21 protein-coding genes and 2 pseudogenes are annotated in these 23,655 nt (G+C 40.0%); 15 read left to right on the top strand and 8 right to left on the bottom strand.

Annotated elements, in window-relative coordinates; all coding sequences use genetic code 11:
- Positions 1-6: 6 nt before the first annotated feature.
- On the top strand, positions 7-1,050 hold the full coding sequence (locus QMA00_RS09235; protein ID WP_076922531.1) for a hypothetical protein: 1,044 nt from the start codon (positions 7-9) through the stop codon (positions 1,048-1,050).
- Positions 1,051-1,266: 216 nt separating this feature from the next.
- On the opposite strand, the gene QMA00_RS09230 is transcribed toward QMA00_RS09235, so the two are convergent.
- Positions 1,267-1,593 carry a TraR/DksA C4-type zinc finger protein gene (locus QMA00_RS09230; RefSeq protein WP_036982316.1) on the bottom strand — a complete coding sequence of 109 codons (327 nt, stop codon included), beginning with the start codon at positions 1,591-1,593 and terminating at the stop codon, positions 1,267-1,269.
- 59 nt (positions 1,594-1,652) lie between these two features.
- Positions 1,653-2,633, bottom strand: a complete 981-nt coding sequence (locus tag QMA00_RS09225) for a tRNA-dihydrouridine synthase (RefSeq protein WP_290156909.1) — start codon at positions 2,631-2,633, stop codon at positions 1,653-1,655.
- 189 nt (positions 2,634-2,822) lie between these two features.
- On the opposite strand from QMA00_RS09225, the gene QMA00_RS09220 reads away from it, so the two are divergent.
- The 11 genes and pseudogenes from QMA00_RS09220 (at position 2,823) to adk (ending at position 13,136) form a co-directional block, all read left to right on the top strand.
- Positions 2,823-3,305 (top strand): hypothetical protein, encoded by a 483-nt coding sequence (locus tag QMA00_RS09220; protein ID WP_290156908.1) that lies wholly within the window; start codon positions 2,823-2,825, stop codon positions 3,303-3,305.
- A 64-nt stretch (positions 3,306-3,369) separates the two neighbouring features.
- Positions 3,370-4,227, top strand: coding sequence for a DUF692 domain-containing protein (locus QMA00_RS09215; RefSeq protein WP_290156906.1), 858 nt, complete (start codon positions 3,370-3,372; stop codon positions 4,225-4,227).
- Positions 4,228-4,281: 54 nt separating this feature from the next.
- Entirely contained in the window at positions 4,282-5,034 is a 753-nt protein-coding gene (locus QMA00_RS09210) for a putative DNA-binding domain-containing protein (protein ID WP_290156903.1), read from the top strand.
- Positions 5,035-5,106: 72 nt separating this feature from the next.
- Entirely contained in the window at positions 5,107-5,229 is a 123-nt protein-coding gene (locus QMA00_RS09205) for a hypothetical protein (RefSeq protein WP_255314607.1), read from the top strand.
- A 161-nt stretch (positions 5,230-5,390) separates the two neighbouring features.
- Positions 5,391-5,936: an adenine phosphoribosyltransferase gene (gene apt, locus QMA00_RS09200; RefSeq protein WP_076922460.1), complete on the top strand. Its 546-nt coding sequence runs from the start codon at positions 5,391-5,393 to the stop codon at positions 5,934-5,936.
- A 3-nt stretch (positions 5,937-5,939) separates the two neighbouring features.
- Positions 5,940-8,273, top strand: a complete 2,334-nt coding sequence (gene dnaX / locus QMA00_RS09195) for a DNA polymerase III subunit gamma/tau (protein WP_076922461.1) — start codon at positions 5,940-5,942, stop codon at positions 8,271-8,273.
- A gap of 60 nt (positions 8,274-8,333) precedes the next feature.
- The gene (locus tag QMA00_RS09190) at positions 8,334-8,660 is read left to right on the top strand and encodes a YbaB/EbfC family nucleoid-associated protein (RefSeq protein WP_013465191.1); all 327 of its coding nucleotides are present in this window, start codon (positions 8,334-8,336) and stop codon (positions 8,658-8,660) included.
- A gap of 6 nt (positions 8,661-8,666) precedes the next feature.
- The gene (gene recR, locus QMA00_RS09185) at positions 8,667-9,275 is read left to right on the top strand and encodes a recombination mediator RecR (RefSeq protein ID WP_013465190.1); all 609 of its coding nucleotides are present in this window, start codon (positions 8,667-8,669) and stop codon (positions 9,273-9,275) included.
- 201 nt (positions 9,276-9,476) lie between these two features.
- Positions 9,477-10,094 (top strand): annotated as a pseudogene (locus tag QMA00_RS09180) (RluA family pseudouridine synthase).
- Between the two features lie 122 nt (positions 10,095-10,216).
- On the top strand, positions 10,217-12,130 hold the full coding sequence (gene htpG / locus QMA00_RS09175; protein ID WP_036982337.1) for a molecular chaperone HtpG: 1,914 nt from the start codon (positions 10,217-10,219) through the stop codon (positions 12,128-12,130).
- A 361-nt stretch (positions 12,131-12,491) separates the two neighbouring features.
- Positions 12,492-13,136: an adenylate kinase gene (adk, locus tag QMA00_RS09170; RefSeq protein WP_036982340.1), complete on the top strand. Its 645-nt coding sequence runs from the start codon at positions 12,492-12,494 to the stop codon at positions 13,134-13,136.
- A 73-nt stretch (positions 13,137-13,209) separates the two neighbouring features.
- Here the strand turns inward: adk and tpx are convergent, their stop codons facing one another.
- Positions 13,210-13,791 carry a thiol peroxidase gene (gene tpx / locus QMA00_RS09165; protein WP_036982343.1) on the bottom strand — a complete coding sequence of 194 codons (582 nt, stop codon included), beginning with the start codon at positions 13,789-13,791 and terminating at the stop codon, positions 13,210-13,212.
- A 221-nt stretch (positions 13,792-14,012) separates the two neighbouring features.
- Between tpx and QMA00_RS09160 the strand changes: the two genes are divergently transcribed.
- Together QMA00_RS09160 and QMA00_RS09155 are read left to right on the top strand one after the other, a co-directional pair.
- Positions 14,013-15,017: a response regulator gene (locus QMA00_RS09160; RefSeq protein ID WP_290156897.1), complete on the top strand. Its 1,005-nt coding sequence runs from the start codon at positions 14,013-14,015 to the stop codon at positions 15,015-15,017.
- Positions 15,018-15,023: 6 nt separating this feature from the next.
- On the top strand, positions 15,024-15,995 hold the full coding sequence (locus QMA00_RS09155; protein WP_290156895.1) for a diguanylate cyclase: 972 nt from the start codon (positions 15,024-15,026) through the stop codon (positions 15,993-15,995).
- Between the two features lie 10 nt (positions 15,996-16,005).
- Here the strand turns inward: QMA00_RS09155 and QMA00_RS09150 are convergent, their stop codons facing one another.
- The 5 genes and pseudogenes from QMA00_RS09150 to QMA00_RS09130 form a co-directional block, all read right to left on the bottom strand.
- Positions 16,006-16,887: a universal stress protein gene (locus QMA00_RS09150; RefSeq protein WP_290156893.1), complete on the bottom strand. Its 882-nt coding sequence runs from the start codon at positions 16,885-16,887 to the stop codon at positions 16,006-16,008.
- 5 nt (positions 16,888-16,892) lie between these two features.
- A complete protein-coding gene (locus tag QMA00_RS09145) occupies positions 16,893-18,407 on the bottom strand; it encodes a SpoVR family protein (RefSeq protein WP_290156891.1) in 1,515 nt (504 codons plus the stop codon).
- 18 nt (positions 18,408-18,425) lie between these two features.
- Positions 18,426-19,709 carry a YeaH/YhbH family protein gene (locus QMA00_RS09140; protein ID WP_033103618.1) on the bottom strand — a complete coding sequence of 428 codons (1,284 nt, stop codon included), beginning with the start codon at positions 19,707-19,709 and terminating at the stop codon, positions 18,426-18,428.
- A 31-nt stretch (positions 19,710-19,740) separates the two neighbouring features.
- Positions 19,741-21,663 (bottom strand): annotated as a pseudogene (locus QMA00_RS09135) (PrkA family serine protein kinase).
- Positions 21,664-21,871: 208 nt separating this feature from the next.
- Positions 21,872-22,453 (bottom strand): Fe-Mn family superoxide dismutase, encoded by a 582-nt coding sequence (locus tag QMA00_RS09130; protein ID WP_010388603.1) that lies wholly within the window; start codon positions 22,451-22,453, stop codon positions 21,872-21,874.
- Positions 22,454-22,717: 264 nt separating this feature from the next.
- Between QMA00_RS09130 and QMA00_RS09125 the strand changes: the two genes are divergently transcribed.
- Positions 22,718-23,056 carry a Grx4 family monothiol glutaredoxin gene (locus QMA00_RS09125; protein ID WP_008113155.1) on the top strand — a complete coding sequence of 113 codons (339 nt, stop codon included), beginning with the start codon at positions 22,718-22,720 and terminating at the stop codon, positions 23,054-23,056.
- Positions 23,057-23,655 lie beyond the last annotated feature (599 nt).

The raw sequence follows: 23,655 nt of genomic DNA, 5'->3' as shown, positions 1-23,655 counted from the left end.
ATTGACATGAAAAAAACGCCTATTATTTCACTGCTATTTTGTTTGCTTTTAGCATCATGCTCAAAGCCAGCTGACTTATTTTCATCTTATGAAGAAGCGCAAAGCGCGTTAATATCACTTAATACGGCTTTAAGTGCGCAGCCTAATTCACAGGTTACACAGCTCAGTAATGAGCAGCTCCCTTTTACAGATGCTTATTTAGAGCGTCGCCACGCTATTTATCAGCAGCTAATGCAAATGCAGTTATCAGCAGAGCAAACCAATCAGGTTAATTATTTAGTTATTGCTGAGCGATTCCCAGAGCGCTATTTTGCATGGCCTGCACAAACAAATGTTTTGGCTATTATGCTCACTATGGCGAAAAATGATGCCCAATATAAAAATATTGAGCAATGGTTAAGGTTTGTAAAATCTCAGCTAGAAGCTGCCGAGCAAAGTAATTTAAAGCTAAATAAAGTTGAACATAGTTATTTAAGAAAGTACGTGCAACAAGCCATAAATCGCACTAACACACCGGTTGAACTTAATGCAGCGTTGAGTGAGTTAAACAATTATTTGGCGCACTATAAGCCAAGAGGCAGCATTGGTTTATCAGGCCTTGCTAATGGCAGTCAGTGGTATCAAAGTAAATTAAATTATTTTGCAAATGCTGTGCTCTCACCGCTTGAGTGGCTAAGTCGTATTGATAGCAAATTCAAATCAATGCAGAGTCAAAAACAGCAAACAACGGTAGAAGCCTCAAATGCCTCACAGCTTACCACATTACTTTTAACTGATTCGAAAATAGCGGGTTTAGACTGGTTAACGGGTTATACGCTATTACCTCTGAGGGCTAACGCTTTACAATTAGAACCAGCCGATGAACTGCTCTATATGGCTATGATGGAGACTGATCTAGGGGTGCATTATCACGCTTGGACATTGTCACAAGCACGCTTAAATTTACTTAAACGATTAAACATAAGTGAAGAGGAAGCGACTTTATTAGTTGAAGATATTCTTTTTTATCCAGGACAAGCGTTTAGTTTTGCTCCACAACTACTTAATTAAACTTTAGTGCGCTATTAACTAACCTGAACTCTGTATAATAAATCTATCTCAAGCAGCTATTTTCAGCGCTAACTGCGTTGAATTTACTTGCAATAGGCTAGCTATTGACGCGTAATTTCGCCTTGTTTTCACTGGAAATCTCTGGCTAGAGAAAAATAAACATAAATATCATTTTTTGATTCAATACGTTAGTAAATCTCTTAACCAGAGTTCAGGTTAACTAGCGCACTGATCACATCGCTGCGCTGCAGGGTCTTGCTCTAAGCGCTGCGCTGATATTTTTTCCTCACAGTCACAACAGTAACCATACTGGCCAATGTCAATTTGGCTTATTGCCGCTTCAAGCTTATTCATACGCTCAATCAAGGGGTTGTACTCGGTGCCTAATTGCTGAGCTGCCATATCAAGCCACTCTTCATTTGAGGTACGAGTTAGTATACAAAGCAAATTTTGATGTGTAGGGTGAGTCGATTGTGACAGCAAGCCTAATATAGTCGCTTTAACACTTTCAATTTCATCGTTTAGTCGTTGCTGATGATGCATTAGCAGTATAACCCTTAAATTAGTCCTCAGTGATACTGCTATTATCTAGTTAGATTATCTTAGATGTTATGATTTGTATCAAATTGTGGCGCTTTCGCATATTTTTTTAATACCTCTGCCACTTCATCTTTGGCTTTTAAACGACGTATTTCGTCAAATAATAGTCCTGCTTGTGGGTACTGACGTTTTAAATAACCAAGCCATTGTTTTGTGCGTGAGGCAAAGTACTTGGTATCTTTACTGGCGGTTTGGTGCATGGATGAGTAAATAATATGGTGTAAAATATTTTCCCATGTTAACTCACTATAATCTTCATTATTAATATGAGCTTTAATTTTACGAGCTAAATCAGGATGTGAAAGGGCGCCACGGCCAATCATTAAGTCAGTGCAACCGCTGCGCTTTTGGCATAAAAGGGCATCTTCTACCTGCCAAATTTCTCCATTGGCAACCACAGCAATTTGTTTATCTTTGACTAAAGGAGGGATTTTTTCCCAATAGGCGGGTGGATTGTAACCATCGCGTTTAGTTCGTGCATGTATGGCAATACTGCTAGCGCCGGCGCTAACAACGGCATCGACGATTTCTTGGCTATTACTATCATCATCAAAACCTAAACGTATTTTAGCACTGACGTCATGTTTACTATCAACAGCATCCCTTACGGTTTTTATAATCGAGTACATATGTTCTGGATCTTTGAGTAATACAGCACCGCCTTTATTTTTATTGACGGTTTTTGCTGGGCAACCAAAGTTTAAATCAACGCCATGAGAGCCTAAGCCAATTGCTTTGACCGCATTTTCAGCTAAAACGTCGGCTACTTGGCCTAATAACTGAATACGTACTGGAGTACCACTACGAGTGAGCCCCGCATTTTTGAGTTCAGGGCAATAACGATGGAATACTTTATCTGGTAAACAAGTATCTACAACACGGATAAATTCTGTCACACAGAGATCGAAGCCGCCTATGTCGGTGAGTAGTTGGCGCATTTTAAAGTCAACAACACCTTCCATGGGTGCTAAAATAAGTTTCATAGTGTGATTAATTTATTACTGAAAAAGAGCGTCAGTTTACCTGTAAATGATAAATTGATAAAACGCTTATTAGGGTTCATAGTTAGTTAAATAACTTATTTGCAAAAAAAACAGATAATTTGAAAGTTTTTAGTTTTATGCAGGTCTACTTGTATAATGATGTTCAACAAGTTTAAAAGGTAATTAAAAATGAATACAATAAAGAAAAACTCAATTGCATTAACATTAGGCGCAGTGGTTGTTGGCAGTGCAAGTATGGCGAGTACTGATGTACAAGCTAACCCATTTGAGTTTCAACAAATGGTAGCTGGTTATCAGTTAGACGCTGGTGAAGGCAAATGCGGCGAAGGCAAATGTGGCGGTGACGCTAAAGCTAAAAAAGAAGGCAAGTGCGGCGAAGGCAAATGTGGCGGCGACGCTAAGGCTAAAAAAGAAGGTAAGTGCGGCGAAGGCAAATGTGGCGGCGACGCAAAGGCTAAAAAAGAAGGCAAATGCGGCGAAGGCAAATGTGGCGGCGATGCTAAGAAAGAAAGTAAAGCTGGCGAAGGTAAATGCGGTGCACAAGGCAAAGCTCAAAAAGAAGGTAAGTGCGGTGAGGGTAAATGTGGTGGCGATGCTAAGGCCAAAAAAGAAGGCAAGTGCGGCGAAGGTAAATGTGGTGGTAGCCACTAAACTTTTCTTTTTCAGATAAGTGAGAGGGCCATTAGGCCCTTTTTATTTAATATGAGGTTTTATTATGGCTCAAAATCAAACGCCTAACTTTGGCATGGTCGGTTTAGGCTTGCGAAGAGAAATGCTAGATGAGCTAGACGGTGCTGTACCAAAACAAATTGAGTTTATGGAAGTGGCCCCAGAAAACTGGTTAAAGTTAGGTGGACGCTTTGAAAAGCAGTTCAAACAGTTAACCAATACTAATTATTTTGTTTGCCATGGTTTGTCACTTTCCATTGGCTCGCCTGAGCCACTAGACCTTGAATTTGTAAAGTCGTTAAAACCGTTTTTTGATACTCATAATATTAAAGTATACAGCGAGCATTTAAGTTATTGTTCAGGAAAAGGACACATGTATGACTTAATGCCGATCCCTTTCACTGAGGAGGCGGTTAACCATGTTGTTTCTCGGGTTAAACAGGTACAAGATATTTTAGAACGCCCGCTAGCGCTGGAAAATGTGTCTTATTATGGTGCCCCTGGTCAGCAGCTATCAGAGCTTGAATTTACCAATGCTATTTTAGAAGACGCAGACTGCCAGTTGCTATTAGACGTTAATAATATTTATGTGAACTCGATTAATCATGGTTATGATGCACAAGCGTTTTTAAGTGGGCTACCAACTAATAAAATTGCCTATTGTCATGTTGCAGGCCACTACAATGAGGCTGATGACCTTATTATAGATACTCATGGCGCAGATGTTATTGATCCCGTATGGCAGTTGCTTGATAGCGCTTATGAAACACATGGTGTATTTCCGACGCTGTTAGAGCGTGACTTTAATATTCCACCTATTAACGTGTTAACCAAAGAGCTGGATATAATTCATCAATTACAAGCAAAGCACCTGCAGCTGTTATCCACTGAGCAAAGTGCTTAAACAGTCCTATGCAGCTAGTAATAACAACAGCATGGTTTTAAAAGAGTATTAACTATGAGTTTTATCGATATTCAAAATGAGTTTATGGCTCATATTCGCCAGCCCAACACAGACCCTTGCCCAGCAGATGTTGAAGACAGACGTATGGCTATTTATCGGGAGCTTTTTTTTAATAATATTAATGGGTTTGTTTCATCAGCATTTCCAGTTTTAAAAACACTCTATAGTGAGCAACAGTGGCTATTACTAGTTCGTCAATTTTTTAGTGAACATGATTGCCAGTCTCCTTACTTTTTAGATATTGCTGAAGAGTTTATAACGTATTTAATGACAAGTTATGTGCCCAAAGAGTGCGACCCTGTGTTTATGCTAGCGCTGGCGCATTATGAATGGATTGAGCTTGATGTATCGGTAACTCAGGCTGACTTGGATGAGAGCGAACTGGTAACGAATCAATTAACCCAAAGCCCTTTATATTTATCTAAAACGGCACGTAACTTAAGCTATGAATTCCCCGTACAACATATTAGCGAAGCGTTTCAACCGCAACAGCCCTCTGAGCAGCCACATTATTTTGTGGTGTACAGAGATAAAGACGATGAAGTACAATTTTTAGCAACTAATGCGATGACCGCCATGCTTTTGTCTATCATTGACAATAACGCAGGAAGCACATTTGCGCATGTTTGCCAGCAAGTCAGTGAAAATGCACCTCAATTTAGCCTTGAGCAAATAACTCAAGGGGCACTGAGTACCTTAACAGCTATGGCACAGCGTCAAATTATAGTGACAAAAAATCAAGATTAAGCTCTTTATAGATTATTTCACATCGTCTATTATAACGCCTTTATTTGTTGTGCTTAATAAAAGGTTGTACCGATGTCAGATGATAAAGAGTTTAAAGACCCGTTTAATGCGGCTTACTTTTTTGCATTTTTAGCCGTGTTTGCTGGAATAGGGTGTTTAAATGCTATTTTAGGTTGGATCACCAGCTTGACGTAATTTTTGCTTTATTTCATAAGGCTGTTGTTTTCATCAGCCTTATATTTTTTTATCTTGTTTACCCTTCCTGAATTTTTATAACTACCGCAAACTCGCAATTTACGCTCACTTAAGGTTATAATCACCTGCTTTGTAATATGAACCATTGAGCAGTTAAAATTATGACTCAAGTAACACCAGCAATTATCAAAAACAGCATTACTACAATTGCTGATTACCCTAAAGCGGGCATTATGTTTCGCGATGTAACAACCCTAATGGCAAACCCTGAAGCGTTTAAAGCAACTATAGATGCATTTATTAACGCCTATAAAGATCAAGGTTTTACTAAAATTATTGGCACAGAATCGCGTGGCTTTATTTTTGGTGCACCGCTATCTTATGCCTTGGGAATTCCTTTTATCCCTGTTCGCAAACCTGGTAAATTACCGCGCGAAGTTATTCGCCAAGATTACCAACTCGAATATGGTGAAGATACATTAGAGCTTCATACTGATGCGATTGTAGCCGGTGACAAAGTATTGCTAGTTGACGACTTGTTGGCGACCGGTGGTACAATTGAAGCAACAGCCAAGTTGGTTGCAAAATTAGGCGGCAACGCCACAGATGCAGCATTCCTCGTATCGTTACCTGAACTAGGTGGGGAGCAGCGTGTTGAAAAAATGGGTATTAAAATCCTAAAATTGGTTGAATTCGAAGGCGAATAATCGATGAGTTATCAGGTTCTAGCGAGAAAATGGCGTCCTCAAACCTTTCATGAATTGGTTGGGCAGTCTCATGTTAAGCAAGCGCTTGTAAATGCGCTGAGTCAAAATAGACTGCATCACGCTTATTTATTCACTGGAACCCGCGGTGTAGGTAAAACCACCATTGCACGTATTTTTGCTAAAAGCTTAAATTGCGATGAAGGTATATCTGCAAATCCGTGTGGACAATGTAGCAGCTGTTTGGATATAGAAGCAGGGCGCTACATTGACCTACTCGAAATAGATGCGGCTTCTCGTACAAAAGTAGAAGATACTCGCGAAATACTCGATAACGTTCAATATGCGCCAACCCGCGGACGCTATAAAGTGTACCTAATCGATGAAGTTCACATGCTTTCTAAGCACAGCTTTAACGCGCTTTTAAAAACGCTTGAAGAGCCACCAGAGCATGTGAAATTTTTATTGGCGACCACCGATCCTCAAAAATTACCAGTCACTATATTATCTCGCTGCTTACAGTTTAATTTAAATGCCTTGTCGCAAGCTGAAATTAAGCAACAGCTTGAGCATGTTCTTACGCAAGAGCAGCTCAATTTTGATAATGATGCCCTAAGTATTATTGCTAAAGCAGCCGATGGCAGTATGCGAGATGCGCTGAGCCTGACCGATCAGGCTATTGCCCAAACAAATGGCGATATTAATAATCAAGCTGTTCAAGCCATGCTTGGTTTAATGGATACCCATTATAGTCAGAGTTTACTCGCTGCATTACTCGCGCAGGATGGCGCAGCCTTAATGGCTGAAGTTGCCCAAGTCGCGAGCAGAAATCCTAATTACATTGCACTACTTGATGACTTAATTGCACTTACTCATATTATTCAATTAAGCCAATTAGTGCCTGAAGCGGCAGCACTTGATAGCAATAATGCTGACTACATTAAGCATGTTGCAGCGCACACTCATGCTCAGCAAATTCAAGTGTATTATCAGTTATTACTGAATGGCAAAAAAGATTTACAGTGGGCGCCTGAACCACGCTTAGGGTTTGAGATGATTATGCTACGATTGTTAGCATTTCAACCTGAGCACTCACAAACGACGCATTCAGCACCTAGCTCGCAACCCGCGCCAGAGCAAAATGCCACAGGGCGTACCAATGCATTGCGTGATATTTTAAATAAAAATAAACCAGCGCAGAGCAATAGCACTGAAAGTCAGCCATCAATACATAATCCACAGCCAATAGAGGTTGCTGGGCCTGAGGTTTCGCGCTCTGATAATAGCCGGACTCACATTGAGCAAGAGTCAACGCAAAGTCAGCCAAACGTGTCTGATACAACGCCAATGAGCGATGAACAAGCGCAGCGTCAAAGCGAAGATGATGCCTACATGCAGCACAGCGATGTAGAACAAACCATTGCAGCGCAATACGATGATGTAATGAGTAGCGCGGTTGACCAAGGATTTAATCCTGAGCTATCAAACGTACCTAGTAGCACTGAGCATTCAGCGCCAACAATGGGCGAGCAAGAAGCACGTGCACAGTCTGCAATAGCGCGTATTTTACGTGACAGAAATATTTCCGGTGCGGGTAAACTGTCAAGCGCAGCAACCGAAAAACCTGTTGTGCCAAAATCGACCCCTGTTAGGCCTGTCGATAAACCTATTAGCAATACACCTCAAGCTGTAGCGCAGGAGCCGCCTCCATGGGATAGTGAGACGGGTGATGAGTTACCAAAAAAGCCAGCGCTCCCCATGTCAGGGAGCAAGCCACAGGTAAGCACTAAACCTGCAAATAAAGTTGACTTTAAAGCAAAGCATCAAACAATTACCGAAAATCTTGCACCTGAGCTATTAGAGCAAATTAATCCGCAAAAACCGGCTCCTGTTGTTGAACAAGCACCAAGTATTCCGGTGCCGGATGATTTTCAAAGCCCCATCAGTGAAATTAGATTTGCCCATCAACAAGATGAATGGGCTTATTTAATTAAGCGAATGGGGCTTGGCGGGCGCATGCGCCAGTTTGCCTTGCATTCAATTTTTACCAAGCAAGACAATCATTTTCATATTGAAGTCGATGAATCGCAAAAGCATTTAGATACGCCTATGCTGCGCCAAAAGTTAAATGTGGCGTTATCGACTATTTATGGGCATAACGTTGAGCTAAATATCGACTTTGCCAGTGGGGTGATTGACTCGCCTTATCTGATTCAACAAAAAATTGATGCAGGTCGTCACCAGCAAGCGATTGATGTGATCACAAGCGATGAAAATATAGTACAATTTCAACAGCTATTTAGCGCTGAAATTGACGAAAACAGTATTCAGGCATTGTAATTAACTATCAGTGCCCTTATTTATACTTCAGTTAATGTATTAAAAGAAAGAGAGACGATTATGTTTAAAGGTGGAATGGGTAACATGATGAAGCAAGCGCAGCAAATGCAAGAGCGCATGCAAAAAGCCCAAGAAGAAATCGCAACAATGGAAGTCGTTGGTGAAGCTGGTGCCGGTTTAGTTAAAGTAACCATGCTTGGTAACCACAACGTGCGCCGTGTTGAGCTTGATGAAAGCTTAATGGAAGACGACAAAGACATGATTGAAGATTTATTAGCTGCAGCATGTAACGATGCGGTTCGCCGTGTTGCCGATGAAACGCAAGAACGCATGGGTAAAGTGACAGGCGGTATGCAATTACCACCTGGTATGAAAATGCCGTTCTAAGCAACTATGCAACTTTCTGATAGTTTAACATCGCTTATTGAAGCACTTCGTTGTCAGCCCGGAATCGGTCCGAAGTCTGCCCAGCGTATTGCATTTCATTTATTAGAGCGCGACCGTAAAGGCGGCACTCAGCTTGGCAATGCGCTAACAAAAGCGATGACGGCTGTAGGGCATTGTCAGTCGTGCCGCACGTTTACCGAGCAAGCACAATGTGATATTTGCTTAAGCACTAAGCGCCAAGACAGTGGTATTTTATGTGTTGTTGAATCGCCAACGGATGTACTCGCCATTGAGCAAACAGGTCAATACAAAGGGCTTTACTTTGTATTAATGGGGCATTTATCACCGATTGATGGCATAGGGCCTAAAGAAATTGGCCTTGATGTACTCGAGCAAAAGCTTGCGCAAGGCGGTATTAATGAAGTCATTTTAGCCACAAATCCTTCGGTTGAAGGCGAAACAACGGCGCATTATATTGCTCAGCTTTGCCACAAAAACAATGTGGGTGCATCGCGTATTGCTCATGGTATTCCTGTTGGTGGTGAGCTTGATTTAGTCGATGGAATGACGCTTATGCATGCATTTAGCGGTAGGCGCTTAGTCAGCCATGAATAGTTTATTTTAAGCTTAACTATTTGAACTTACTTTAAAAGCCTACATACATGCTGTAGGCTTTTTTGTTGGCTTTAATTGCAATATAAACAAAAGTTTAAGGATGGTATGGCTGCAATAACCCAAAGTGCTAATGTGATTGTTGATGACTTTATCGCACCTGTTTGCCATGAACACACAGAAATCATTTATTAAGATGATGATATTTTGTTGATCAATAAACCTAGCGGTTTGTTAAGTTTATAGGGTAAAAACCCTCTTAACTGGGATTCGGTTCACTATAGGCTTGTTAATGGTCAACAAGGCGTTACCGCAGCGTTTCCTAAAGCCATATTACCCCACCGTTTAGATTTGGGTACCTCCGGAGTGATGGTGGTAGCACTTAACGCGCAAGCAGCTAAAGCACTGAATCTGCAATTTCAATACCGAAGTGTTAAAAAACAATACCGCGCAATGCTCTCAGGGTTGGTTGCTGTGTCTCAAGGAGTGATTACTGCGCCTATAGTAAAAGATAAAATGCTATTTCCGAAAGTGAAAATTTGCCACCACAGCGGCAAACCCGCGCAAACTGAATTTAAAGTGGTTAAACGTTTTCACAAAGAGTAAAAAACCTTAGTCGAATTTACTCCTATAACTGGACGCACTCATCAACTTAGAATACATAGCCTAACGTTTGGCCACCCTATACTAGGGTGTGATTTATATACAAATGATTGCAGTGAGCAGAGAACTCAACGGTTATTATTACATGCCAGCGACTTATTTTTTGTGCATCCACGCACTGATAAGCTAATGCACGGGCATGCCGCAACGCCTTTTTAGTTGATTAAGCCTTTTAAAGTGTCTTTTAATGGGGTTTTTTTATATTTTTTTACTTGAAGTTCTCACACCTCCCCCCATATTAAGTGCATAACGCAGACACTTTGCAAATTGGAGATACATAAATGACTGCAGCACAAAAAGAAACATTAGGCTTTCAAACAGAAGTAAAACAATTATTAAACTTAATGATTCATTCGCTTTATTCTAATAAAGAAATATTTTTACGTGAGCTTGTATCAAATGCATCTGATGCAGCCGATAAATTACGCTTTTTAGCGTTATCAAACGGCGACTTATATCAAGGTGATGCTGATTTACGTGTACGTATTAGTGCTGATAAAGAAGCTAATACGGTAACCATTTCTGATAATGGTATTGGTATGACACGTGATGAAGTGATCAGCTCTTTAGGTACAATTGCAAAGTCGGGTACCGCAGAATTTTTCAAAAACTTAACGGGCGACCAAAGCAAAGATTCACAACTTATTGGTCAATTTGGTGTGGGCTTTTACTCAGCGTTTATTGTGGCTGATGAAGTGACAGTGCGTACCCGTAAAGCAGGGGAGACAACAGCTGTAGAGTGGCAATCAAAAGGTGAAGGTGAATACACGCTGCAAGAAATTGAAAAACAAGGCCGTGGTACAGACATTATTCTACACCTACGTGAAGAAGAAAAAGAGTACGCAGACGAATGGCGCCTTCGTAGTATCGTGACTAAATACTCTGATCATATTTCTACACCAGTACAAATGTACAAAGCAGAAGTACCAGAGTCTGAAGGCGAAAACGGTGAGAAAATTCCAGCAGTTCCTGGTGAGTGGGAAAGCATTAACCGTGCTACGGCATTGTGGACGCGTGATAAGTCTGAAATCTCTGAAGATGAATACAAAGAATTTTACAAACATGTAAGCCATGACTGGGAAGATCCACTTAGTTGGGGGCATAACAAAGTTGAAGGTAAAACTGAATACACCAGTTTGTTATACATTCCGAAAAAAGCGCCGTTTGATTTATGGAACCGTGAGCGCCAAAGTGGCTTAAAATTATACGTGCAACGTGTATTTATTATGGATGATGCTGAGCAGTTTATGCCAAGCTACCTGCGTTTCGTTAAAGGTTTATTAGATTCAAATGATTTACCACTGAACGTATCGCGTGAAATACTTCAAGATAACAAAGTGACCCAAGCTATCCGTAAGGGGTGTACGTCGCGTATTATTAAAATGCTTGAGCGTATGGCGAAAAACAAAGCCGATGATTACCAAACGTTTTGGAATGAATTTGGTCAAGTAATGAAAGAAGGCCCAGCAGAAGATGCGGCTAACAAAGAGAGCATTGCTAAGCTGTTACGTTTTGCTTCAACGCATACCGATTCAGACACTCAAGATGTATCGCTTGAACAATACATTGAGCGTATGAAAGACAGCCAAGATAAAATTTACTATGTTGTTGCTGACTCATTTATTGCAGCTAAAAACTCACCGCATTTAGAAATTTTCCGCAAAAAAGGCATTGAAGTTTTACTACTAAGTGACCGTGTTGATGAGTGGATGATGAGCCACTTAACTGAATTTGCAGACAAGCAATTTCAATCAATTACTCGCGGCGATTTAGATTTAGGTGACTTAGACGACGAAGAAACGAAAAAAGCACAAGAAGAGTCTGAAAAAGAAGTTGCAGGCCTTATTGAGCGTATTAAAACCGCATTAGGTGATGATGTTAAAGAAGTACGCTTTACACATCGTTTAACCGATTCGCCAGCCTGTGTGGTGAGCGACGACAACGACATGAGCTCGCAAATGCAAAAGCTGATGGAGTCAGTAGGTCAAGCAGTGCCAGAAGCTAAACCTGTGTTTGAGCTAAACCCTGAACACCAGATTGTTAAGCATTTAAATGATGAGCAAGACGAAGATAAATTTGCGCAGTGGTCACATGTATTGCTAGATCAAGCATTACTAGCTGAGCGCGGTACGCTTAAAGATCCAACTGGATTTGTCACTCGCTTAAATAAACTTATGCTTGATTTGAGCAAATAAGTATTAAAAATCAATGATTGAGTAAAAAGGGAACGTTTGTTCCCTTTTTTATGCGCTGGAGCATAGAGTTTATTGATTTGTAAAGGTTAAATTTTCTGCATAGGCGCTGCCCGAAAGGGTCTATCTGCCTACATGGGGGGTGGCAAATGGCGTGAGCAGGACGCAGAAGCTTTGCTCGATTTTTACACAGTCTACTAGGTGGCAAACCTTGTGCCGCTATTAAAGTGCCCCTGGTTTGCACAAATATTAATCCGCAAAGGCCAACAGACTCTAGACAATTAGTATAAGTTACTTGAGTATCTGCGGCGCTTGTGGAAGAATTCAGACTTTAAAATAAACTCTCATATTAGGGGACAATGATATGCGCATTATTCTTTTGGGCGCGCCGGGTGCAGGTAAAGGTACTCAAGCTCAGTTTTTAATGGATAGATACGGTATTCCACAAATTTCTACCGGTGATATGCTACGAGCTGCAATTAAAGAGGGCACACCACTTGGCCTTGAAGCAAAAAAAGTAATGGACGCAGGTCAGTTAATTTCTGATGACATCATCATTGGCCTTGTTAAAGAGCGCATTGCAAAACCTGATTGTGAGAAAGGCTTTTTACTTGATGGCTTCCCACGTACCATTCCACAAGCTGATGCAATGAAAGACAATGGCGTTGTCGTTGATCATGTTATTGAGTTTGATGTTGCTGATGAAGTAATTGTTGAGCGTATGGGTGGCCGTCGTGTTCATCCTGGTTCTGGTCGTGTTTATCATGTTGTTTACAATCCACCAAAAGAGGAAGGTAAAGACAACGAAACAGGCGAAGAGCTTATTATCCGTGAGGATGACACAGAAGAGACAGTTCGTAAACGCTTAGGCATTTACCATGAGCAAACAATGCCACTGGTTGACTACTATCAAGCAGAAGCGCAAGCAGGTAATACGCAGTACCATAAATTAGACGGTACTCAAGCGGTTGAAGCTGTAAGCAAGCAACTAGCTGAGCTTTTAGGTTAATTTTTATCTAAAATTAAAAGCATAATTAAAAAAACCGCTTTATAGCGGTTTTTTATTATCTGAAATTTGACCTTTAAAGCGTTTTAAGCTTTTCAATAACGCTATCGTATTCAGGCTCGGTTGATAAGCTACTAACTAATTGTTTATATATAACTTTATGGCTTTTATCGAGAATAAAAACAGCGCGAGTAAGTAACCCCATATCTTTAATTATTAACCCATACTTTTGGCCAAAATCACGCCATACAGAATCAGAAAGTGTCGTAACTTTATCGATATTTTCTGCTTTGCAAAAACGTTTTTGTGCAAAAGGTAGGTCGGCACTAATCGTCAACATGGCTACGCTAGGAAACTGTTGCGCTACTTTTTCATTAAAATGTTTTGTTTGCAGGCTACAAATACCAGTATCTAAGCTTGGTACTACGCTGATCAATATAGCCTGTCCTTGGTAATTTTCTAATGTAATGGCAGTAAAGCTGTCGTCGACCACTTTAAAATTTGGCGCATCAGCACCGACTTTAAGGCCTTGGCCTAGTAACGTAACAGGTTTACCTTGCGCTGTTACTTTTCCTGCATCTAAGGTGTTTTCAGGTAACTCTGATGCAAAACTAGTGCAACAAAACAGGCTTAATGCAAAGGCTAATGAACGACGCATGGATTTTTTCCTTTTAAGAATTAACGTAATAGTGGTGAGTGTATTATACAGTGATGGAGTTACCAAGCAGAATAATTGACGCGTTTATTTTTCCCTAAAATTGTAAATAAGCAATACTTTGATTAATATGTATATATAATAAATAGGTAATGATTAATAATATCCGTGCCTTTATTTTTTGCGGTGTCAGCGTACAACAAGTTTTAAAATAGAGAGATAATATGTCAACATCGGTTTTAATTTGTGATGATTCAAAATTAGCTAGACGTCAATTAGCTCGCTCTTTACCCGATGATTGGGATATTAAAGTTGAATTTGCATGTGACGGTGTAGACTGCATAAAACAAATAACTAAAGCCCAGCCTGAAATTCTTTTCCTTGATTTAAATATGCCAGAAATGGATGGTTATGGCGTGCTTGCTGCAATGAAAGAGCAAGGACTCGACGTTCTCACTGTTGTGGTATCAGGCGATATTCAACCGAGTGCGCATCAACGTGTGCTTGAGCTTGGCGCCATAGATTTTATTCAAAAACCGTGTTCCCCCGAAAAGCTTGCTGCCATTATTGAACATCATGGTATTAGAGATAGAGCACTGCGTGAACGTATGTTTCACTCGTTAGGTGAACAAGTTGACCCTGATGTTCGTGATATATATCAAGAGCTGACTAATGTTGCCATGGGTCAGGCGGGAGATTTACTGGCAAGACTGCTTAATGTATTTGTTAAGTTACCCATTCCTAATGTTAATGTTTTAGAAGTCAGTGAGCTCAACATGGCGTTAAGCTATGTTGATACCAATGACACTACATCGGGTATTTGCCAAGGCTTTATAGGCGGCGGGGTATCTGGCGAGGCATTATTACTTTTAAATGACTCTAGTTTTAAAGAAATAGCCTCATTGATGAATTACGAAGGTGAACTAAACGACAAGGTTGAGTTAGAGTTGCTAATGGATGTAAGTAACATTTTAATTGGCGCTATTTTAACCGGCTTGTCAAAACAGCTCGACATGACCTTTAGCCAAGGGCATCCAATAGTTTTGGGGCAGCATCGGGACGTTTCTGAACTTGTTCAGTCGAATAAGTCGCGCTGGCAACGGACTCTAGCCATAGAAATAAGTTACGGTATTGAAAATCATGATATTAGTTGTGATTTAATGTTGCTCTTTACTGAAGATTCACTGAAAACTTTGAAATACAAAGTTGCTCATCTACTAGAAGATTAAATATTTATGCCAGCTGATTTAGATTTGAATGAAATCCATTGGTTAATGGATATGTTTAATACGGTTGATGTCGGTCTTGTTATACTCGATCGAGAATACAAAGTGCATGTATGGAATGGTTTTATGGAAAATCATTCTGGTTTGTTACCGAGCGCTGTGAAAGACAAAGACTTATTTGATTTATTTCCGGCCATTGATGAAAAATGGTTTAGAAGTAAATCTGAGTCAGTGTTTGTATTAAAGAATCGTTCATTTACTATTTGGGAGCAACAGCCTTATATTTTTCGTTTTAAAAACTACCGACCAATTACCGGTAAAGCGGACTATATGTATCAAAATGCCACGTTTATCCCACTTACCAATGTGCGAGGCGAAGTCGAGCATATTTGTATTATTATTTACGATGTGACAGATATTGCGGTTAACAAAAAAGAACTAGAAGAGTTAAATAAAAAACTAGAACAAGTAAGCCAAACAGATAGTTTAACCCAGCTTGCCAATAGAGGGCACTGGGAGCATTTATTGCACCAAGAATTTTTACGAACGAAGCGAAACGAAGGTTGTTGCTCGTTATTAATTTTTGATATTGACCACTTTAAAAAGATAAATGATAATTTTGGACACAGTGCTGGAGATGAAGCACTTCGTCATATAGCGAGTTTACTGAAAACTGCATTGCGTGAAACAGACATTGCTGGGCGATACGGCGGTGAAGAGTTTGTTGTTACTTTATTAGATACCGATAAACAAGGAGCTATTGTATTTGCTGAACGCTTACGCCAGCTAATTGAAACCTCTCCGGCGAAATACAATGAGCACACGGTGCATATGGCCATTAGTGTGGGTATTGCGTGTTTTGATGATCAATTTAAAGATCACGAACGCTGGATTGAAGCTGCCGATAAAGCGCTTTATCATTCAAAAGAAACAGGTCGAAATAAAGTGTCGGTATACGCTGATATAAAAAATGATGCTTAGACATCATTTTTTAATTGGGGGGTAAAATAAGCAAGTCAGTTTTAAGTAAGCGCATTATTTTTTCTGCAGTATTACCAATGAGTTTTGCTTTAATTCCTACATTCCCAACAGATCCTATAATCACTAAATCAGCATTAAGCTTGGCCGCTAAGCTTGGGATCACCTGCTCAGGTAAACCCGCTTTAATATAAAGTTTGTCGCGTAAGTTATTATCAATAATGAGTTGTTGCTGTGATTGAGGTAATTTCTCAAAGGCTTTGACTAGTTGCTCTTCTGAAAATACTAAGCCTAAATCTCTTAATATTGGAGAAATATACACTGTGTAGCCGGCATAAAATTCACAGTCTGTTCGCTGTGCGTATGCTAGGCCATATTTAATAATTGACTGATTAAGCTTATGTTTTGCGGTTTTTTCGCTGGCTAAATCAAGTGCGGCGAGTATGTTGGTATGCTTGCGCCACTTGTTATCTGCCGCTAAATACAAAGCGATGGGTGTAAAGCGGATAAGTTGCCAATCAAGTTCACTAAATTGGCTGTCGCTGTCGATATGGCGTGTTTTTATCACCATTTCGTAGTCATCAGTATTAATATCTTCGTTAAGCCACTGCTCGGGGGCTTCATGCCATGCGGTTTGAAAGGTATAACTGCAACCCTCCAGTTCAGCGCTAATCAGTGGCTCCAACTGTGCCCTTAATGATGCAAGGCATTTATCTTGCAGCGCAAGTAGTTGTTCTGGCGACAGAGAAAATAAAATATTGCCGGTTTCTTCAAAGCTAAATGCAACAATATCAATATGTTTATTCCCTTGCAGCGCTTTTTGTTTAGCATGCTGCAATGACGTTTTTGCAAATTCAACCGAATCAATCAGTACAAGAAGCTTTTTTTTGTCCATTATTTTTACTCTGTTGTATGGCGTGAATCATCAATTGGACATTGACCAATGGTTGAAATCTCACCAGAATTTGACTCCTGTTCCAGTTTTACCTTAAAGCCCCATAGTCTGTAAAGGTGTTTTAATACCTCCCCATGGGAGTTAGCCAGTGGAACGGCATTATGGGGTACATATCGTAGGATTAAAGAGCGGTCGCCGCGTAAGTCAACATCGTAAACTTGTATGTTAGGCTCATGATTACTAAGGTTATATTGTGCAGAAAGTGCTTCTCTAACCGCTTTGTAGCCATTATCGTCGTGAATAGCGCCTATTTCTAAATGTGGGTTACTAGCATGGTCGACTATGGTGAATAATTTAAAATCCCGAATCAGCTTAGGGGATAAAAATTGGCTAATAAAACTCTCATCTTTGAAATTTTGCATTGCAAAGTGCAGTGTCTCGAGCCAGTCACTGCCCGCATGCTCAGGAAACCAGCGTTTATCTTCTTCTGTTGGGTTTTCACAAATACGACGTATATCAACCATCATATTAAAGCCCAGTGCATAGGGGTTGATACCTGAGTAATAATCGCTATTGTATGGAGGTTGGTACACAACATTAGTATGGCTTTGTAAAAACTCCAACATAAATGAGTCGGTTAGTTTTCCCTCATCATATAAATGGTTCAAAATAGTGTAGTGCCAAAAAGTGGCCCAACCTTCATTCATTACTTGGGTTTGTTTTTGCGGGTAAAAGTATTGTGATATTTTTCGCACTATCCTGACGATTTCTCGTTGCCATGACTCGAGTAAAGGAGCATTTTTTTCAATAAAGTACAGAATATTTTCTTGTGGCTCTTGCGGGAAGTGGCGTTCGTGTTTTTTTGACTCTTGCTGTTGAGAAGGAATGGTACGCCATAATTCGTTAACTTGTGATTGCAAATACTCAGCCCGTTCTTGCTGACGCTTTTGCTCTTCAAATAACGAAATTCGTTGTGGACGTTTGTACCTATCAACACCGTAACTCATTAATGCATGACATGAGTCGAGTATGCTTTCTACTTCGGAAATACCGTACTTTTCTTCACAGCGGCTAATATAGTTTTTAGCAAACAATAAATAATCAATAATTGAGCCTGCATCAGTCCATGTTTTAAATAAATAATTCCCTTTAAAAAATGAGTTATGCCCATAGCAAGCATGTGCTATAACCAGTGCCTGCATTGGAAGGGTGTTTTCTTCCATTAGGTAAGCAATACAGGGGTTCGAATTAATCACAATTTCATACGCAAGTCCCATTTGACCGCGTTTATAATTTTGCTCCGTTTGAATAAATTTTTTACCATACGACCAGTGAGTGTAGCCAATGGGCATGCCTACACTTGAGTAGGCATCCATCATTTGTTCTGCGGTGATCACTTCAATTTGGTTAGGGTAGGTGTCTAGCTTATAGTGCTCAGCCACACGCGCTATTTCGTCTTGGTATTGTTGCAATAGTTCAAAGGTCCAATCGGGCCCATCACTTATTCGATTATCTTTCATAATGCTACCTCGCTTTGGCTATGCAGCCCCTTGCTGTTGACGACCTTTTTTAAATAGCTCCCTAAATATAGGGTAAATATCTTCAACACCTTGAATATGTTGGATGGCAAAATTACTGTTCGTTTGGCTAATGCTTTGATACTCGCGCCATAAACTTTGATGAGCACGTGTGGTAATTTCTATATAGGCAAAATAGCGAACAGCTTTAAGTATTTTATTACGTAAAATGTGCCCACATTGGGGCGTATCATCGGCCCAATTATCGCCATCAGAAGCTTGTGCCGCGTATATATTCCACTCATCAGCGTTATAGCGCTCAGCTATTATTTCATTCATCAGTTTTAGTGCACTTGAAACAACGGTACCGCCTGTTTCTTGTGAATAAAAAAATTCTTGCTCATCAACTTCTTTGGCCTGGGTATGATGGCGAATATATACAACGTCGATGTCTTTGTAGCTGCGAGTTAAAAACTGATAAAGCAAAATGTAAAAGCGTTTTGCCATGTCTTTTGTTGCTTGATCCATTGAACCTGACACATCCATAATACAAAACATCACCGCTTTACTGGTTGGGTGTGGTTGTTTGTCGTAGTTACGAAAACGTAAGTCGTAATTATCGATAAAGGGCACGGTTTTTATTTGCTGTTTGAGTGTGTCGATTTCTTTTTGTAATAAGGCCACAGCGGCTTTATCACAGTGTGGTTGTTCAAGCAGCAGTGCTAGTTGCCCCTCAAGCTCGCTAAGGCGGCGTTTTTTACCTGCGGCCATCGCAATACGACGAGCTAGAGAACCTTGTAATGAGCGCACTACATCAATATTACTGGGCATACCATCGATGCAAAACCCAGCGCGATGGGTTTTCATTTGTACGAGCTTATCAAGCTGGTTTTCTTGCAAATTAGGGAGTTCTAAATCCTCAAATAACAAATCAAGGTATTCATCTTTAGAGATAGAAAAAACAAATTCATCTTGGCCTTCGCCAGAGTCACTTGCTTCACCTTCGCCTGCGCCACCGCCTTTGCCTCCTTTAGGGCGTTCTATTTTGTCGCCAGTAGAGAACTGATCGTTCCCAGGGTGTATTTGCTCTCTATTACCGCCTCTACCTTGATGAAAAGTAGGTTCGCTAATATCACGCTGCGGAATAGAAATACTCTCTCCAGAGCTAGAGTCGGTGACACTGCGTTTATTGATCGCATCAGACACCGCTTCTTTGATCTGCTTTTTATAACGCCTAATAAAACGCTGGCGGTTAACTGTGCTTTTGTTTTTGCCATTTAAACGCCTGTCGATAAAATGCGCCATAATGACCTCCTAACAACTGCAATTATGAAGGTTATTGCGATTTTCTAACCCGTAAATACCACTCAGATAGCAAGCGCACTTGTTTTTGCGTGTAGCCTTTTTCAACCATACGGTTAACAAAGTCCTCATGCTTTTGCTGATCCTCAGCCGATGTTTTAGCATTGAATGAAATGACAGGGAGTAAGTCTTCCGTGTTTGAGAACATTTTTTTCTCAATAACCGTGCGTAGTTTTTCATAACTTGTCCACAGCGGATTTTTGCCATTGTTATGAGCACGAGCACGCAGTACAAAGTTAACAATTTCATTCCTAAAATCTTTAGGGTTTGAAATACCTGCAGGTTTTTCTATTTTTTCAAGCTCAGCGTTGAGTGCATCACGGTCAAATAATTGCCCTGTATCAGGATCTCGGTACTCTTGGTCTTGAATCCAAAAATCAGCATAAATAACGTAGCGGTCAAAAATATTTTGGCCATATTCTGAATATGACTCTAAGTACGCGGTTTGTAACTCTTTACCTATAAACTCAACATATTGTGGAATTAAATAGCCTTTTAAAAAGCTTAAATAACGTTCTTCAACTTCAGCGCTGAATTGTTCTCGCTCAATTTGTTGCTCAAGCACATAAAACAAATGCACAGGGTTGGCGGCCACTTCGGTGGTGTCAAAGTTGAATACTCGCGATAAAATCTTAAACGCAAAACGGGTTGAAAGACCGGTCATGCCCTCATCAACACCAGCGTAATCACGATACTCTTGATACGACTTCGCTTTTGGATCGGTGTCTTTAAGGGTTTCACCATCGTAAACTCGCATCTTAGAGTAAATGCTTGAGTTTTCCGGTTCTTTTAAGCGCGAAAGAGTGGTAAATTGGGCTAAAATTTTTAGTGTACCTGGCGCACAAGGGGCGTTGTAAAGCTCACTGTGTTCAATAAGCTTATCGTAAATTTTAATTTCTTCGGTCACTCGTAAGCAATAAGGGACCTTAACAATATAAACACGGTCTAAAAAGGCTTCGTTGTTTTTATTGTTTTTAAAGGTTTGCCATTCTGATTCATTAGAGTGGGCGAGTATCATGCCGTTAAATGGCAGGGCGCTTATACCTTCTGTGCCGTTATAGTTACCTTCTTGGGTAGCTGTTAAAAGCGGATGTAACACTTTTATGGGGGCTTTAAACATTTCCACAAATTCCATTAAGCCTTGGTTGGCTAAACATAATGCGCCTGAATAGGCATAAGCATCAGGATCATTTTGTGCAAAGTGTTCAAGTTGGCGAATATCGACCTTACCGACAAGAGCAGAAATATCTTGATTGTTTTCATCTCAGGGCTCTGTTTTAGCAATCGCAACTTGATTTAAAATTGATGGGAAGCGTTTAACCACTCTAAATTGACTAATATCACCATTAAATTCTTGTAAACGTTTTGCGGCCCATGGCGACATTACCGTTTTGAGGTAACGAGACTTAATTCCATATTCTTTTTCGAGTAGGTTTGCATCTTCAACGGGATCAAATAATGACAGCGGATGGTCATTAACTGGTGAGCCTTTAATGGAGTAGATAGGTACTTGTTGCATTAAATACTTTAATTTTTCGGCAATTGATGACTTACCACCACCCACAGGGCCGAGTAAATAAAGTACTTGTTTACACTCCTCTAAGCCTTGTGCTGCATGTTTTAGATAAGACACAATTTGCTCAATGGCGTCTTCCATACCATAAAAGTCAGCAAATGCTGGGTAACGTGCAACAACACGGTTCGAAAATAAGCGACTTAAACGAGTATCGGTAGCGGTATCTAACATTTTAGGCTCGCCAATGGCCATCAGTAACCTTTCAGGTGCACTGGCATAAGCAGACTTATCGGTTTTACAAATTTCGAGGAATTCAGCAACACTGTACTCTTCTTCTTGTGTTGATTCATAACGTGCTTGGTAGTGATCAAAAATAGTCATAATGACCTCCGAAACCTACTTTAAAGATGTATTCACTATCTAAAGTCTAGTCACGAATTTCATTTTTTGTGCAATAAAATTAAAAATTTATATGAAAAATGATCAAGATGCGCTTTTATAAAACAACCTTCGTATAAACGCAATTAATGCAAATTGTAGGCATAAAAAAAGACGCCTAAGCGTCTTTTTAAAACTAGTATTAAACTAATTATGCGAAGTTAGCGTTCGCGAATTCCCAGTTAACGAGTGACCAGAAACCTTTAAGGTAATCTGGACGCACGTTACGGTAATCAATGTAGTATGCGTGTTCCCATAAATCCACTGTTAGTATTGGAGTAACACCTGCATCTGTTAGTGGTGTAGCAGCGTTAGATGTATTAACGATGTCTAGTGAACCATCAGCCAGTTTAACTAACCACGTCCAGCTTGAACCAAAGTTATTTACTGCTTTGTCGTTTAACGCGTCTTTAAATGCGTCAAATGAGCCCCATTTAGCGTTAATTGCATCAGCAATTGCACCTGTTGGAGCGCCACCGCCATTTGGAGATAGGCTGTTCCAGTAGAAAGTGTGGTTCCAGATTTGAGCAGCGTTGTTAAATACACCGCCTTCTGAAGAACATACGATCTCTTCTAGTGATTTACCTTCAAACTCAGTGCCTGGGATTAAACCGTTAAGTTTAGTCACATAAGTGTTGTGGTGTTTACCATGGTGAAACTCTAGCGTTTCTTGTGAAATATGTGGCTCAAGTGCATCAATTGCATACGGTAGTGACGGTAGTTCAAATGCCATTTTTTATCTCCATCTTCTTTTGGTTGATAGTCTATTTAGTAATACGTAATGCCTGCGCAAACAGGGCACTTATCTATACCAAACAGGAATATAGTGTTACTATAATTGTTGAGTATTTTACTCAAGTTTTAGCAAACAGCAATGCTCTTGCTAAAGCTATTTAAGATTGAGGCTTTAATTGCCTATGTTAATCTATATATCTGAGGCCACAGTGAAACTTTTTCAAGGCCTAATGTGTTCGCTATCGTCATTTTGAGGTTGTAAATGGAAACCATCGATAAAATTAAACAGCAAATTGCTGAAAACCCAATCATCTTATACATGAAAGGATCACCAAAACTGCCTAATTGTGGTTTTTCTTCACAAGCATCACAAGCATTAATGTCGTGCGGTGAACCGTTTGCATATGTGGATATTTTACTTAATCCAGACATTCGTGCAGAGCTTCCTGCTTACGCTAACTGGCCTACCTTCCCGCAACTTTGGGTTGAAGGCGAGTTAATTGGTGGCTGTGACATTATCATTGAAATGTTTCAACGTGGTGAATTACAACCACTGATCACTGAAACAGCTGCAAAGCATAAACCTGCAGACGCTGAATAAGCGTTTAGGTAAAAAAAGCTGCAATTTGCAGCTTTTTTTATGTCTAGCGTAAGCTTAAATAGCACTGAACCTGCCGATTTCACAATGGTATAGGCTGATTTTCCTATGATGGGGATTTAATTCTCAGCCGATCCAATAACCTGTCGATATAATACCCACCTCAAACAATTTGCTGCCATTAAAAGCTGTAAAAGTAATGAACAGTATTAAGCTTTTCTTATCGTTTTTGCTTATTAACTTAATTATTTTGTGCACAGGCATCTTTTTTCATCACCGTTCCTTGGCGTTAATACTTATTCAAAGTAAGCCATATGCGCAGGCCATAGTTGATAAAATTAAAAATAATTCACTCGTAAACAGTGCTAGCTTACTCAAAAGTGAGCTATTTTTACGCAGTCGAGTAAGATGTCAACTTTTAGTATGTTGATTTTAAAGTGCTTTATATTTAATGACTTTGTTCATAGCAGTCACTGTTTTTGCTTAGGTGGCCAAACAAAGTTTACCTATAGGTAAGGTAGATAAAACGTCAGTAGATGCATAATATGAAAGCAAATACTGGTAACTATTAAATAATATATGCATTAATTTAAACCACTGTA

The organism is Pseudoalteromonas sp. APC 3694, from assembly GCF_030407565.1.
GTDB classification, from domain to species: domain Bacteria; phylum Pseudomonadota; class Gammaproteobacteria; order Enterobacterales; family Alteromonadaceae; genus Pseudoalteromonas; species Pseudoalteromonas tetraodonis.
Note: the sequence above shows the minus strand (reverse complement) of the source record. Positions and strands in the feature narration are given on the sequence as shown.